The sequence below is a fragment of the Streptomyces sp. NPDC093598 genome (assembly GCF_044764825.1).
Classification (GTDB): Bacteria; Actinomycetota; Actinomycetes; order Streptomycetales; family Streptomycetaceae; genus Streptomyces.
In genome coordinates, this window is sequence record NZ_JBIWIV010000002.1 from 1,095,868 (window position 1) to 1,109,274 (window position 13,407).

General features: G+C 71.9%; 13 protein-coding genes and 1 pseudogene. 10 read left to right on the forward strand and 4 right to left on the reverse strand.

Annotation, left to right across the window (positions count from 1 at the left end):
* Positions 1 to 25: 25 nt before the first annotated feature.
* The 10 genes and pseudogenes from rhaS to ACIRDU_RS11040 all read left to right on the forward strand — a co-directional run bounded on the left by rhaS (position 26) and on the right by ACIRDU_RS11040 (position 9,060).
* Complete coding sequence (gene rhaS, locus ACIRDU_RS10995) at positions 26 to 1,108, forward strand: rhamnose ABC transporter substrate-binding protein (RefSeq protein ID WP_403576974.1); 1,083 nt, start codon at positions 26 to 28, stop codon at positions 1,106 to 1,108.
* Between the two features lie 17 nt (positions 1,109 to 1,125).
* A complete protein-coding gene (locus ACIRDU_RS11000; protein ID WP_376644912.1) occupies positions 1,126 to 1,446 on the forward strand; it encodes an L-rhamnose mutarotase in 321 nt (106 codons plus the stop codon).
* 16 nt (positions 1,447 to 1,462) lie between these two features.
* Positions 1,463 to 2,887, forward strand: coding sequence for a BNR repeat-containing protein (locus ACIRDU_RS11005; RefSeq protein ID WP_403576976.1), 1,425 nt, complete (start codon positions 1,463 to 1,465; stop codon positions 2,885 to 2,887).
* 88 nt (positions 2,888 to 2,975) lie between these two features.
* Positions 2,976 to 4,001 (forward strand): LacI family DNA-binding transcriptional regulator, encoded by a 1,026-nt coding sequence (locus ACIRDU_RS11010; protein WP_403576978.1) that lies wholly within the window; start codon positions 2,976 to 2,978, stop codon positions 3,999 to 4,001.
* A gap of 109 nt (positions 4,002 to 4,110) precedes the next feature.
* Positions 4,111 to 5,412, forward strand: coding sequence for an alpha/beta fold hydrolase (locus tag ACIRDU_RS11015; protein ID WP_403576980.1), 1,302 nt, complete (start codon positions 4,111 to 4,113; stop codon positions 5,410 to 5,412).
* 50 nt (positions 5,413 to 5,462) lie between these two features.
* A complete protein-coding gene (locus tag ACIRDU_RS11020; RefSeq protein WP_403576982.1) occupies positions 5,463 to 6,197 on the forward strand; it encodes a PIG-L deacetylase family protein in 735 nt (244 codons plus the stop codon).
* A 33-nt stretch (positions 6,198 to 6,230) separates the two neighbouring features.
* On the forward strand, positions 6,231 to 7,142 hold the full coding sequence (gene sigJ, locus ACIRDU_RS11025) for an RNA polymerase sigma factor SigJ (RefSeq protein WP_403576984.1): 912 nt from the start codon (positions 6,231 to 6,233) through the stop codon (positions 7,140 to 7,142).
* Positions 7,143 to 7,172: 30 nt separating this feature from the next.
* Entirely contained in the window at positions 7,173 to 8,015 is an 843-nt protein-coding gene (locus ACIRDU_RS11030; RefSeq protein WP_403576986.1) for a pentapeptide repeat-containing protein, read from the forward strand.
* Positions 8,016 to 8,150: 135 nt separating this feature from the next.
* Positions 8,151 to 8,246: pseudogene (locus ACIRDU_RS11035) on the forward strand (TetR/AcrR family transcriptional regulator); the annotation flags it as partial.
* 85 nt (positions 8,247 to 8,331) lie between these two features.
* The gene (locus tag ACIRDU_RS11040; RefSeq protein ID WP_403576988.1) at positions 8,332 to 9,060 is read left to right on the forward strand and encodes a DUF2470 domain-containing protein; all 729 of its coding nucleotides are present in this window, start codon (positions 8,332 to 8,334) and stop codon (positions 9,058 to 9,060) included.
* Here the strand turns inward: ACIRDU_RS11040 and ACIRDU_RS11045 are convergent.
* The 4 genes from ACIRDU_RS11045 to ACIRDU_RS11060 all read right to left on the reverse strand — a co-directional run bounded on the left by ACIRDU_RS11045 (position 9,028) and on the right by ACIRDU_RS11060 (position 13,341).
* Entirely contained in the window at positions 9,028 to 10,221 is a 1,194-nt protein-coding gene (locus ACIRDU_RS11045; RefSeq protein WP_403577394.1) for a lactonase family protein, read from the reverse strand. The two genes, ACIRDU_RS11040 and ACIRDU_RS11045, sit on opposite strands and share 33 nt — an antisense overlap.
* A gap of 107 nt (positions 10,222 to 10,328) precedes the next feature.
* Positions 10,329 to 11,435 (reverse strand): hypothetical protein, encoded by a 1,107-nt coding sequence (locus ACIRDU_RS11050; protein WP_403576990.1) that lies wholly within the window; start codon positions 11,433 to 11,435, stop codon positions 10,329 to 10,331.
* Between the two features lie 46 nt (positions 11,436 to 11,481).
* Positions 11,482 to 12,735, reverse strand: a complete 1,254-nt coding sequence (locus ACIRDU_RS11055) for an aromatic acid exporter family protein (protein ID WP_403576992.1) — start codon at positions 12,733 to 12,735, stop codon at positions 11,482 to 11,484.
* 111 nt (positions 12,736 to 12,846) lie between these two features.
* Positions 12,847 to 13,341, reverse strand: a complete 495-nt coding sequence (locus tag ACIRDU_RS11060) for an FBP domain-containing protein (protein WP_403576994.1) — start codon at positions 13,339 to 13,341, stop codon at positions 12,847 to 12,849.
* Positions 13,342 to 13,407: the final 66 nt, after the last annotated feature.

Here is a 13,407-nt window from a genome sequence, read left to right on the forward strand (position 1 = left end):
CCCTTCCTCGTAAAGGACCATCGACATGCGCAAGTCCACCGTGCGCCGCAGCTGCGCGGCCCTCGCCACCGCCACCTCTCTGGCCCTGGCACTCACCGCCTGCGGCGGCACCACCAAGAAGGACGTCGCCGACGAGGGCGCCTCCGCCGCCACCGCCGGCAAGGCCGACCCGAACGCCGCCACGAAGAAGGGGCTCACCGTCGGGTTCCTGCCCAAGCAGGTCAACAACCCGTACTTCACCAGCGCCGACAAGGGCGGCGAGAAGGCGCTGAAGGAGCTGGGGTCCAGCTACAAGGAGGTCGGGCCGTCCAGCGCGACCGACACCGCCGGGCAGGTGTCGTACGTCAACACGCTCACCCAGCAGCAGGTCGACGCGATGGCCGTGTCCGCTCAGGACCCGGGCGCCCTGTGCACGGCGCTCAAGCAGGCCATGAAGAACGACATCAAGGTCGTCACCTACGACTCCGACACCACCGCAGACTGCCGCAACGCCTTCGTCTCCCAGGCCTCCGCCGAGGACCTGGGCCGTACCGAGGTGCAGCTGCTCGCCAAGCAGATCGACTACAAGGGCGAGATCGCGATCCTGTCCGCCGCGCAGACCGCGACGAACCAGAACACCTGGATCGACTTCATGAAGGACGAGCTGAAGAAGCCCGAGTACAAGAACATGAAGCTGGTGAAGGTCGCGTACGGCAACGACGACGCCCAGCAGTCCTTCCAGCAGACCCAGGGCCTGCTCCAGGAGTACCCGAACCTGAAGGGGATCATCTCCCCGACCACCGTCGGCATCAAGGCCGCCGCCCAGTACCTGTCGGGCTCCAAGTACAAGGGCAAGGTCAAGCTGACCGGTCTCGGCACCCCGAACGACATGCGCAAGTACGTCAAGAACGGCACCGTCGAGGCGTTCGAGCTGTGGGACCCCGCGAAGCTCGGCGAGCTGGCCGCCCGGACCGCCGTCGCGCTGTCCTCCGGGCAGATCACCGGCAAGGAGGGCGAGACCTTCAAGGCCGGCTCCATGGGCGAGTACACCATCGGCAAGGACGGCGTGATCAGCCTCGGCAAGCCGACCGTGTTCGACGCCAAGAACATCGACCAGTTCAACTTCTAGTCCCTGAGGGGTTGTTGATGCAGCGCGTGTGCTTCCTGCTGAAGGTCCGGGCGGAGCGCCTCGACGAGTACCGCGAGCGGCACGCCGCCGTGTGGCCCGAGATGCTCCGGGCGCTCTCGGAGACCGGCTGGCACAACTACTCGCTCTTCCTGCGCGAGGACGGACTGCTCGTCGGCTACCTCGAGACCGAGGACTTCGCGGCCGCCCAGGCCGGCATGGAAGCCACCGACGTCAACGCCCGCTGGCAGGCGGAGATGGCGCCGTTCTTCGAGTCGCTGGACGGCGCCCGGCCCGACGAGGCCATGAAACCGCTCACGGAAGTGTTCCACCTCGCATGACGAAGGAGTCCACGAGATGCACAGACGTACCTTGCTGGCCGCCGCCCTCGCCGGAGCAGTGGTGACCCCCGCCTTCGCCGCCGGCACCGCCCGGGCCGCCGACCCCGGCCCCTCGGTCACCCGGACCGGCACCACCACGCTCGACGGACAGGCCCTGTTCTTCGTGTCGTACGACGGACTGGTCAACAACAACGCGTTCCAGAAGAACGGCCTGCTGACCTACAAGGGCTACCAGTACGCCGTCTGGTACACCGCCGACCGCAACGCCGTCGTCGGCCGCCGCGCCCTCGGCGCGAGCACCTGGTCGACCGTGAAGGTCGGGCACACCCTGCGGTACAACGACTCCCACAACGTCATCTCCATGGGCGTCTCCAAGGTCGACGGCCGGCTGCACCTCAACATGGACTCCCACAGCGACGGCTTCACCTACGTCAAGTCCGTCGCCGGGCTCATGGACAACCCCGCGGGCCTGAGCTGGACCGCGAGCCGTTTCGGCGCGCCCCAGTCGACGCTCGACGGGCTGGCGCTGACCTCGCAGTTCACCTACCCGCAGTTCGTCGCCACGCCCGACGGCAAGCTTCAGTTGAGCTACCGCGTCGCCGTCTCCGGCAACGGCCGCAACGCCCTCGCCGAGTACGACGGCACCAAGTGGACCAACCTAGGCGAGTGGTCCGCCTCCACCGGCACGTACACCAGCGAGCACGGCTCCTCGACGGCCCGCAACATGTACCTGCACGGCATCGACTACGACCGCAACGGCCGCCTGCACTCCTTCTTCACCTGGCGCGAGCAGAACGGCGCCGTGATGTGCAACAGCGGCGGCATCACCAACCACGACACCGGCTACGTCTACTCCGACGACCGCGGCCGCACCTGGCGCAACAACGCGGGCACCGTCGTCGGCGTCACCGGCGGCTCCGACAAGGTGTCGGTGAACGACGCCGGGCTGGTCGTGGACCCGCTGAACCCGGACCACTCCCTGATGAACCAGGAGAGCCAGTTCACCGACTCGGCGGGCCGGCCGCACGCGATCATCTCCTACGTCCCCGGCCGCTTCGGCCAGTGCACCACGAACTACGTCGCGAACCGGACCGCCAACGGCCGTGCCTTCCACGTCCGCAGGAACGCCTCCGGCACCTGGCAGAAGACCGAGATCCCGGTCCCGCTGAACTCCAGCCAGCGCACCAAGCTGATCCTGGACAAGTACGACAACGCGTACGCGATCTTCCCCTTCGGCCGGATAGCCGGGGCTTCCGCAGCCTCCGGATACACCGACTGGAGGCTCCTCTTCGACGGCAGCGGCCTGGGCGCCTTCGGCGAGGTCGTCATCGACGAGACGCGGGTCGCGCAGGACGGGGTGCTGTCCTTCATGTACCAGGAGAAGTCCAGCGGTACGACGCCCTCGGCGCTGCACGTGACGGACTTCCGGCTGCCCGCCTGACCGCATCCGGTCCCCGGGGCGGCATGCCGGTAATGTGATGCCGCCCCGGCCGCCACCCCCTCATCTCCCCTCTGGAGGTCCCTGCCCGATGGCCCAGTCGGTGGGTATCAAGGACGTCGCCCGCGTCGCCGGAGTCTCCGTCGGCACGGTCTCGAACGTGATCAACCGCCCGGACACGGTCGCGACCGAGACCCGGGCCCGCGTGCTGTCCGCGATAGACCGGCTCGGCTACGTCCGCAGCGAGTCCGCGCGCCAGCTGCGCGCGGGCCGCAGCCGCATCATGGGGCTGCTCGTCCTCGACATGGGCAACCCCTTCTTCGTCGACGTCGCGCGCGGCGCCGAGCGCGCCGCCCGGCAGGCCGGACTCGGCGTGATGGTCTGCAACAGCGCCCAGAGCCCGGGCGAGGAGGCCGAGTACCTGTCGCTCTTCGCCGAGCAGCGGGTGCGCGGCGTGCTGCTCACACCCGCCGACGCGACCGGCCGCAACATCGAGACGTTCCGCCGGCACGGCATCCCCTTCGTCCTGGTCGACCGGGTCGCCGAGGGCACCACCGAGTGCTCGGTGTCCGTCGACGACGTGGCGGGCGGGGCCCTCGCCGTACGCCACCTCGTCGACGCCGGGCACCGCTCCCTCGCCTACGTCAGCGGCCCGCCCGACCTGAACCAGGTCCGTGACCGGCGCACCGGCGCCCTCGAAGCGCTCGCCGAGGCCGGGCTCGGCCCCGACGCGCTGCGCGAACTGCCCACCGAGCGGCTGGACGTCACCGCCGGCCGCGACGCCGGGGCCCGGCTGCTCGGTCTCGCCGACCGGCCCACCGCCGTGTTCTGCGCCAACGACCTGCTGGCCCTCGGTGTCCTTCAGGCCATGTACGCGGCCGGTGTCGGCGTCCCCGACGACCTCGCCATCGTCGGCTACGACGACATCGAGTTCGCCGCCGCAGCGGCCGTCCCGCTCACCTCGGTCCGGCAGCCCGCCGTCACCATGGGCGCCATGGCCGCCGACCTGCTCCTGGAGGAGACGGAGGAGGAGGGCACGGCCCGGCCGCACGAGCACCGGCGAGTCGTCCTCCAGCCCGAGCTGGTGGTGCGCCGCTCCAGCCTCTCCGCCCGCTGAACCTGAACCGCCGTTCAGCGGGATTTCATGATCCGAAGGGCCTCCGCCCGGACGTTCGCTGTGATGAACTGGGACGCGGCCCGAAAATCCGTCCGTCCCGGGAGCCCTGTTGACCCTCAGCTACCGCCAGCCCGGAGTCGTCCTCACCGACCGCCGCTTCAGTGTCCCCCTCGACCACGACCGGCCCGAGGGCGAGACGATCGAGCTGTACGCCCGCGAGGTCGTCGCGAGCGACAAGACGCACCAGGACCTGCCGTGGCTGCTCTACCTCCAGGGCGGGCCCGGCTTCGGCGCGGACCGGTCCGTCGGTCGGCCGGGCTGGCTCGGCAGGGCCCTGAAGGAGTTCCGCGTCCTGCTCCTCGACCAGCGCGGCACCGGCCACAGCGCGCCCGCCAACCGGCAGACGCTCCCGTTGCTCGGCGGCCCCGCCGAGCAGGCCGACTACCTCACGCACTTCCGCGCCGACTCGATCGTCCGCGACTGCGAGGCCATCCGTGCGCAGGTCACCGGCGGTAAGCCCTGGACCGTCCTCGGCCAGAGCTTCGGCGGCTTCTGCGCCACCACCTACCTGTCCCTCGCTCCCGAGGGCCTGGCCACCGCCGTGATCACCGGCGGCCTGCCCTCCCTGGACGCCCACGCCGACGACATCTACCGGGCCGCCTTCCCGCGCATCGAACGCAAGGTCACCGCCCACTACGCCCGCTACCCGCAGGACGCCGAGCGTGCCCGCCGCATCGCCGACCACCTGCTGACCCACGACGTGGTCCTGCCGAACGGCTACCGGCTCACCGTCGAGGCGTTCCAGTCCCTCGGCATCGCCCTCGGCACCGGCGACGGCACCCACCGCCTGCACTACCTCCTCGAGAACGCCTTCGTCCGCACCCCGCGGGGCTTCACGCTCTCCGACGCGTTCCAGGAGCAGGTGCAGGCCATGCTCTCCTATGCCCGCCACCCGCTGTACGCCCTGATCCACGAGTCCATCTACGGCCAGGACGCCCGGCCCACCGCCTGGTCGGCCGAGCGGATGCGCGCCGAGTTCCCGCAGTTCGACGCCGCCAAGGCCCTCGCGGGCGACGAGCCTTTCCTGTTCACCGGAGAATCGATTCACCCCTGGATGTTCGACTGCGACCCGGCCCTGCGCCCGCTGCGCGAGACCGCCGACCTGCTCGCCGCCCGCACCGACTGGACGCCCCTGTACGACCCCGCCCGCCTCGCCACCAACACGGTGCCGGTGGTGGCGGCCGTCTACCACGACGACATGTACGTCGACACGGCCCACTCCCTGCGCACCGCCCGCACGATCCGCGGCCTGCGCACCTGGATCACGGACGAGTTCGAGCACGACGGCATCCGCACCGGCGGCCCCCGCGTGCTCGACCGGCTGCTCGCGCTCGTCCGGGGCGAGGCGTGATGCCGTGCCGGACCCGTGGTGATGCCGGCGGCGGGGATTAGTCTGCGGACATGACGACCACTCAACTCCAGCCCATGCCCGAAGACTGGCGGCGTGCCCTCGCGGTCGTGGCCCACCCGGACGACCTCGAGTACGGCTGCTCGGCGGCGATCGCGGCCTGGACGGACGAGGGCCGCGAGGTCGCCTACCTGCTGGCGACCCGGGGCGAGGCGGGCATCGACACGATCGAACCCGCGCGGTGCGGGCCGCTGCGCGAGCGGGAGCAGCGGGCGAGCGCGGCGGTGGTCGGCGTGTCGGAGGTGGAGTTCCTCGACCACAAGGACGGCGTCGTCGAGTACGGCACCGCCCTGCGCCGCGACATCGCCGCCGCGATCCGCCGGCACAAGCCCGAGCTGGTCATCACGCTCAACCACCGCGACACCTGGGGCGGCGTCGCCTGGAACACCCCGGACCACGTGGCCGTGGGCCGCGCCACGCTCGACGCGGCCGGCGACGCCGGCAACCGGTGGATCTTCCCCGAGCTCATCGAACAGGGCCTCGACCCCTGGGACGGCGTGCGCTGGGTCGCCGTCGCGGGCTCCAGCACCCCCACCCACGCCGTCGACGCGACGCCCGGGATGGAACGGGCGGTGCGCTCCCTGCTGGAACACCGCACCTACATCGAGGTGTTGACCAGCGAGGACCCGGAGACGTACGTGCGCGGCTTCCTGACGCAGCACGCCGAGAGGACGGGGGAGCGGTTCGGGGGCCGGCCGGCGGTGGCGTTCGAACTGTTCAGCAGATGATCAGCGGTTGATCAGCGGATGACGGGGGAGACCATGACAGGCAGCGAGGAACTGGCCGACCGGTTCGAGGAACACCGGGGACACCTCGAGGCGGTGGCGTACCGCATGCTCGGATCGCTCTCCGAGGCGGAGGACGCCGTCCAGGAGGCCTGGCTGAAGCTCAGCCGCACGGACACGGCCGACATCCAGAACCTCGGCGGCTGGCTCACCACCGCGACCGGCCGGGTCTGCCTGGACCTGCTGCGCTCGCGCACCGCGCGCCGCGAGGAGCCGATGGGCGACACCCAGGACACCGTGCGGGCCTTCGTCCCGGATCCGGTGCTCCGGCCCCTGTCACACATCGACCCGGCCGAGGAGGTGCTCCAGGCCGACTCCGTGGGCCTGGCCCTGCTCGTGGTGCTGGAGAACCTGGCACCCGACGAGCGGCTCGCGTTCGTGCTGCACGACATGTTCGCCGTGCCGTTCGACGACATCGCGCCGATCGTGGAGCGCAGCCCGGCCGCGACCAGGCAGTTGGCCAGCCGCGCCCGGCGCCGGGTACGCGGCGCCACGCCGTCGACGGATCCGGACCTCGGCCGGCAGAAGGAGGTGCTCGACGCCTTCCTGGCCGCCTCGCGCGCCGGGGACTTCGACGCGCTGCTGGCCGTCCTGCACCCGGATGTGCTGCTGCGGGCCGACTCGGGCGCGCTCGTGCGGGGCGCGGCCGCCTCCAAGGTGGTCCAGGGCGCGAAGGCGGTGGCGGAGCAGGCGCTCATGTTCACCCCGTTCGTGCAGTCCGCGGAGCTGGTGCTGGTCAACGGCTCGATCGGGATGGTCGACGCGCCCGGGGGCCGCGTCCGGTCGGTCATGGGCGTCACCATCGCCGACGGCCGCATCACCGGCATGTACATCCTGGCCGACCCCGAGCGGCTGGAGCGGCTGGAGGCGCCTGGGGCGGCGGGGTGACCGCATCTCACCGGTGAATTGTCGTTCCGTATGCTGAACGGCATGCGAGATCACCAGGCCGAGCAGGCGGACCTGCGCGGCGACTGCGAGCGGTGCTTCGGGCTGTGCTGCGTCGCCCTGCCCTTCGCCGCCTCGGCCGACTTCGCGGTCGACAAGGCCGCCGGCACACCCTGCCGCAACCTCCGGGAGGACCACCGCTGCGGCATCCACGCCAGGCTCCGGCAGAAAGGATTCTCTGGCTGCACGGTCTACGACTGCTTCGGTGCCGGACAGCAGGTCTCGCAGATCACGTTCGGCGGCCGGGACTGGCGCTCCGGATCGCCGGAGCAGGCCCGCCGCATGTTCGACGTGTTCCCGGTCGTCCGGCAGCTGCACGAGCTGCTCTGGTACCTGACCGAGGCGCTCGCCCTGCCGGCGGCCCGCCCCGTCCATGCCGAGCTGCGCAAGGCGCTGGAGAAGACCCGGGAGTTCACCGCCGGGACCCCGGAGGAGCTCGCCGGACTGGACGTGGCGTCACACCGTCAGGAGGTCAACGTCCTGCTGCTGAGGACGAGCGAGCTGGCCAGGGCCGGCACCAAGGGCCGCAGGAAGGACCGCCGGGGCGCGGACCTCATGGGCGCCCGTCTCAAAGGCGCCGACCTGCGCGGTGCCAGCCTCCGCGGCGCCTGCCTCATCGCCGCCGATCTCACCGGCGCGGACCTGCGGGGCGCCGACCTGATCGGTGCCGACCTGCGCGACGCGGACCTCACGGATGCCGACCTGACCGGGGCGTTCTTCCTCACCCAGCCGCAGCTGAACGCGGCCCGGGGGAGCGCCGGGACCCGGCTGCCCGGGTCAGTCAACCGCCCCGGGCACTGGACAGCGCAGGTCTGAGGCCGGCTCCCGTACCGCGGTGCGGCGCTCCGGGCGCAGCCGCAGGCCCTCCGGCGTCAGCGTCAGCCGTCCGTCGGGGTTCGGTGCAGCATCGGCGTCAGCACCAGCGCCCACGCCCCGCGCCGTATGGGAGCGGCCGTCTGTCTGGAGTGGCTGCGCGACACGGAGTCGAGCCGGAAACAGGTGCGCGAGCTGTGTGCACGCGCCCTGCTGGGCGTCCTCACTCCTTGAGAGGCCTCGCAAAGATCACGCCACATGGTTGGCGTGCACGCCGATCTTCGGTAGGTTAGGTGAGCCTTACCTAAGGAGGTCTGGGATGGGTGACGACAGCCACAGCTGGACGGCGGTTCCCGCCGCCGCGGAACGGGCGCGCTCGGTGCTCGCCGCCGCGTGGTCCTGCTCGGTGACCGCGGGGGGAACGCGCCAGGAACTGGTCGGCGCGCACACGGTGGGCGAGGACGGCCGGGTGCTCGTGGACGTGCCCGAGGACAGCGCCCTGCTCGCGGCCGCGATCTGCGCGCCCCGCGGCGAGCCGTCCGCGGTGCTGGAGTTCGCCGACGTCGCGCCCGTCCCCGTCCGCAACCGGATCCGCGCCCGGCTGTGGCTCGCGGGCTGGTTCGCCGTCGAGGGAGAGAGGCTCGCCTTCACGCCCACGCGCGTGGTGCTCCGGCAGCCGTCCGGCTCCGTGGTCGTGGACCTCGACGAGTTCGCCGCCGCCGCGTCCGACCCGCTCACCACGGCCGAGGCCCGGCTGCTGACCCACCTCGCCGAGTGCCACCCCGACGCCGTCGAGCGACTGACCCGGCTCGTCGACTCCGACAGCCTGCACGGCGCGGTGCGTGTCCAGCCGCTCGCCATCGACCGGCACGGGCTGACGCTGCGCATCGAACGCGCCCGCGCCCACGGCGACGTACGCCTCGCGTTCCACGCGCCCGCCGACGACGTCGCGCAGCTCACCGAGCGCATGCACGTCCTGCTCGGCCAGGCCGGTGCCGTGTCCTGCCCGCGGGCCCTACAGCGGCAGCGCGCAGACGGCGACGGGTGAGGGGAACGATTCGCCCGCGCGCCGCAGTTCACCGTTGGTCTCGTCCACGTGGAAGACGGTGACGGTGGAGGACTTCTGGTTCGCCGCGAACAGCAGCCTGCCCTCCGGTGAGAAGGCGATCTGCCGTGGGAAGTCCCCGCCCACCGGCACCGTGTCGAGCAGCTTGAGCCGGGCGCCGTCCGCCTCGACGGCGTAGCGCGTGAGGCTGTTGTGGCCGCGGTTGGCGAGAAAGGCGTACCGGCCGTTGGCGGTCACCAGGATCTGCGCCGGGTAGCTCGTGCCCGAACCCGTGCCCGTGGACAGCGACTCGCCGACGGTCACCCGGCCGGAGGCCTTGTCGTAGGAGCAGACCGCCACCGTGTTGTCGACCTCGTTGGCGAGGTACGCGTACCGGCCGCCCGGGTGGAACGTGAGATGGCGCGGCCCCGCGCCCGGCCGGGTCTGCGCCTGCGCGACCTCGGTGAGCGTGCCCGCCTTCTCGTCCAGCCGGTAGGTGTGGACGGTGTCCGTCCCCAGATTGACGGCGAGTACATGACCCCCGTCCGGGCTCGTGACGACCTGGTGGGCGTGCGGGCCCTCCTGGCCGGGGCCGGGCGGCGGGCTGGAGTGCCGGACGAGGTCGGTGCGCTCACCGAGCGCGCCCGAGGCGCCGACGGGGTGCACGGCCACACTTCCCGAGCCGTAGTTCGCGCTGAGCAGCCAGCGCCCGCCCGGATGCACCGACAGGTGGCAGGGGGCCGCGCCGCCGGTGCTACGGCTGCCCAGGACCTTACGGTCGGACAGCCGGACGGCGGTCACGGCACCGTCGTCGCGCTCGTCCACCGCGTACAGCGTGCGGCGGTCCGGGTGTACCGCGAGATACGACGGGTCGCCGACGCCGGTGATCGTGCCGGTGCCGGTGATCCGGCCCGTCGCCTCGTCGTACGTGGCCAGGCCGATGCCCTTGCCACCGCCCTCGGCGGATGTGTAGGTGCCGAGGTACAGCGGGCGGGGCCCGGAGGGGCGCCGGGCCTCGCGCGACGGGCTCGTACTGGCCTCGGGCGCCGGGGTCGGAGTCGTCGTGGTCGTCGGCGTGTTGTCGCAGGCCGACAGCGCCGCCGCCGCGGCCCCGCCCGCCAGCGCACCGACGAACCGGCGCCTGCTCCAGCCACCACTGTCCATGTCGCCCCTCAGATCGTCACTCGTCCCGGTCGTGACAGCCACCTTGACGTTCTTCGACCGTCGGGTGCAACAACGGCAGGGTGTTGCACGAAGCGCAACGGGCCGGGCTACCAGTCCCCGTCCTCGACCGGCTTGCCCGGGGCGTCCTTGAGCTGCTGCACCTGCCCGGGTGTGGGCGGCTGCCAGGGGTCGTGGTCGTCGCCGAGCCAGTCGCCGACCGGCTTCACGGACTGGAGCGTGTCCGTGGACGCCAGGTCCTCCGCGTCCTCGTCGTAGTAGTCGAACCAGGGCAGACCCGCGCGGGTGTACGCGGCCCGGTCCACCGGCGACGGCGGCGCGGCCTCTCCGGTGATGCGGCGCCACTCCGGCGGCGTCACCAGGTGCACGAACACCCGCCCCTGCGGCTGCTCCGACCAGTCCGTGAGTGGCCGGTCGTCCTGGTAGACCTCCTGCCGCATGGATCCGCCGACGCCGAGGCCCATCGCCACCGCCGCGCGCGGCGGACCCGCCGGGGCGGCACCGGCGGCGGGCGCCGGGACCGCCCCGGGCGCGGGCGGGGCCGCCATGGGCAGCGCGGCACCGAAACCTCCCGACGAGGGCGGGGCCGCCATGGGCATCGCGGCGCCGTAGCCACTCGGCGGGGCCATCGACCTCTTCCGCTCCGCCCGCTGCCGCTCCTCCTCACGCCACCGCGCCAGCTCCCGGTCGTTCAGCGCGAAGGACTGCAACTGGACGCCGCCGAACACCTCTTCGCCCGTGACCTGCCCCTCGACGGTGGCCCCCAGGCCGAGCGGAACGGCCACGAACTGACGGACCGTGCCCGTGCCGGAGTTGATGCCGTCCAGCCACGGCTGGCGGGGGAGCACCACATAGTTCTGCGGGCCGCGCGCCAGACGGTCGCTCCAGGGGCGGCCCGAGACCGCGCACACCTTGCCGACGCCGACCTGGAGCGCGGCCGGCTCCGACGTGCCCGCGAAGCTCAGCCACATCGCCTCGCGCAGATACACCGGGAGCATCACACCGTCGCGCGCCCGCCACGCCTCGGGCACCCTGTCCCCGTAGTCCGCGACCCGCCGCACCGGGAACTCGCCCAGGCCCGGCGGCAGCGGATGGGTGCCCGTCTCCGGCAGGCGCAGGGTGCGGACGAACCGCACGGCCACGCCGCCCGGCAGCCGCAGTGTGTTCCCGTCGATCCGCACGGTCGTGTCGGCCATCGGCCCGCTCCTCGCATCAGGTGCCGGCCCCCTGCCGACGTTCCCCTCAGCGAGAACGCCCGCCGAAGCCCGCGCGGTTCCGCCACATCTGTTCCGTGACGCCCAGCCGCTCCCGCAGCCGCGTCAGCCGGGGCATCCGGGCGCGCTGTTCGCGCGACACACGGTCCAGTTCCTCGAACAGGCGCCGGGTGCGGTGCTCGGTGTCGAGCTCGTCGAGGATGCGGTTGACCTCCGTCAGAACGGCACCCGGCAGCTGCCAGTGCCCGAGGTCGCGCTCGGCCTCCTCGCGCAGCAGCAGGGCCAGCTTGTCGCGGGTGCCCGCCGCGGTGCGCAGTTCCGCGGCGAGACGTTCCTCCGCCGACTCGGCGCTCGCGCTGAGATGGGTGGTCACCAGCACCGCGAAGCTCACCACGGCGTCGGCGATCTGGGACAGCAGCTGCTCCAGGGCGGCGCCCGTCTCGGCCCCGAACAGCGGTTCGGGTTCGCGCTCCTTCGCGAGGTCGGTGAGGGAGCGGGCGAGCACGCGCAGGACGACCGTGCAGATCTCCAGCGTGTCCAGGCCGGTGCGCATCACGACCCGGTGCAGCACGCTGTCCTGCACGCGCGGGTTGAGCCGCAGACTGTCCTCGGCCTGTCTGAGGGCCGCGTCCACCTCGACGATGTCGTGGTCCAGGCGGCGCGCCTCGTGCAGCTGCTTCTCCGCACGGTGCACGGGCGTGCCGCCGGCGGCCTCCTCGCCCATGCGCAGCATCAGCTGCCGCAGCCGGCGCGCCAGCCCCTCGATCGACTCGCCCGCCTCCTCCACCCACACCGGCGGAGCCAGCAGCAGGTTGCAGGCGAGCCCGACGACCGCGCCGATCAGCGTCTCCACCACCCGGGCCCAGGCGGTGTCCCCGACGCTGGTGACGCCGAGGACGAGCATCGCGCTGATCGCGACCTCGGGTACGTACTCCTCCACCCGGACCAGCCGGCCCACGGCCAGCGAGGCCACGAGGAGCAGTGCCAGACTCCACCAGGTCAGGCCCACCAGCAGGCTGAAGGCGATGGCGACGAGGACGCCGGTCACCACGGCGTTCACCCGCCGGAAGCCGTTGGTGATCGTGGCGTACAGCGTCACCTGCACGACCAGCAGCGCCGTCAGGGGAGCGGTGAGAGGTGCCGGCTCGGGGCTCAGCCGCAGCGCGATGACATACGCGATCGTCGCCGCGATCGCGGACCGCAGCGTCTGGACGACCACGGGATCACGACGCTTCCTCACGATCCGCTCGGCGTGCGCCGTCCACTCACGTACCTCTCGCATCCTCAGGCTGTTCCCCTTCCCCGGCGTAACGAACGCATCCATGATCACATCCATGAGGGACGCTCATGAAGGACGTTAATGCCGGGGGAAACAGCGGGCGACCGAGGGCGGTCAGGCGGACACCTTGTCGAGGAAGGCGGCCACATGGCCCGTGGTCCGCTCGATCTGCTCCTCCAGGGTGAGGCTCTCCTCGAACCGGGACCCGGTCTCCAGCGCCTTCTTCCCGCGCAGGTACAGGGAGCAGGCGAGGTCGGTGCACATGTACGCCCCGACGGAGTTGCCCTCACGCCCGGCCGCCCCCGCCTTCCGCGCGGTCATCAGCGCGACGCCGCCCCGCGGGTGCGTGGTCAGGCACAGCGAACACATGCTGCGGTGCAGGAACCCGCGCCGCGCGGCCTGGAACCGCATCGCGACCCCGACGGGCCGCCCTTCCCGCTCGGTCACCAGGTAGCTCCGATCCGGCGCCCCCGGATCCCGCCACCCGAGGAAGTCGAGGTCGTCCCAGGGCCGCTCGCCGAGATCCCGGGGCACGGCGAGGCGCTTGGCCTCTCCCTTCGAGCAGTTGATGAAGGAGGCGCGGATGTCCTGCTCCGTGAGCGGCTTCATGGGAGGTCTCCTCGGGAGTGGTCGTCGCAAAACCTAGGGGTCCTAGGTTCAGGGGGCCGGGTCAGG

Excerpts from the sequence above, each read along its gene's own strand:
- rhaS (WP_403576974.1), top strand. The coding sequence starts at position 26 with ATGCGCAAGTCCACCGTGCGCCGCAGCTGCGCGGCCCTCGCCACCGCC.
- ACIRDU_RS11000 (WP_376644912.1), top strand. The coding sequence starts at position 1,126 with ATGCAGCGCGTGTGCTTCCTGCTGAAGGTCCGGGCGGAGCGCCTCGAC.
- ACIRDU_RS11005 (WP_403576976.1), top strand. The coding sequence starts at position 1,463 with ATGCACAGACGTACCTTGCTGGCCGCCGCCCTCGCCGGAGCAGTGGTG.
- ACIRDU_RS11010 (WP_403576978.1), top strand. The coding sequence starts at position 2,976 with ATGGCCCAGTCGGTGGGTATCAAGGACGTCGCCCGCGTCGCCGGAGTC.
- ACIRDU_RS11020 (WP_403576982.1), top strand. The coding sequence starts at position 5,463 with ATGACGACCACTCAACTCCAGCCCATGCCCGAAGACTGGCGGCGTGCC.
- sigJ (WP_403576984.1), top strand. The coding sequence starts at position 6,231 with ATGACAGGCAGCGAGGAACTGGCCGACCGGTTCGAGGAACACCGGGGA.
- ACIRDU_RS11030 (WP_403576986.1), top strand. The coding sequence starts at position 7,173 with ATGCTGAACGGCATGCGAGATCACCAGGCCGAGCAGGCGGACCTGCGC.
- ACIRDU_RS11040 (WP_403576988.1), top strand. The coding sequence starts at position 8,332 with ATGGGTGACGACAGCCACAGCTGGACGGCGGTTCCCGCCGCCGCGGAA.
- ACIRDU_RS11045 (WP_403577394.1), bottom strand. The coding sequence starts at position 10,221 with ATGGACAGTGGTGGCTGGAGCAGGCGCCGGTTCGTCGGTGCGCTGGCG.
- ACIRDU_RS11050 (WP_403576990.1), bottom strand. The coding sequence starts at position 11,435 with ATGGCCGACACGACCGTGCGGATCGACGGGAACACACTGCGGCTGCCG.
- ACIRDU_RS11055 (WP_403576992.1), bottom strand. The coding sequence starts at position 12,735 with ATGCGAGAGGTACGTGAGTGGACGGCGCACGCCGAGCGGATCGTGAGG.
- ACIRDU_RS11060 (WP_403576994.1), bottom strand. The coding sequence starts at position 13,341 with ATGAAGCCGCTCACGGAGCAGGACATCCGCGCCTCCTTCATCAACTGC.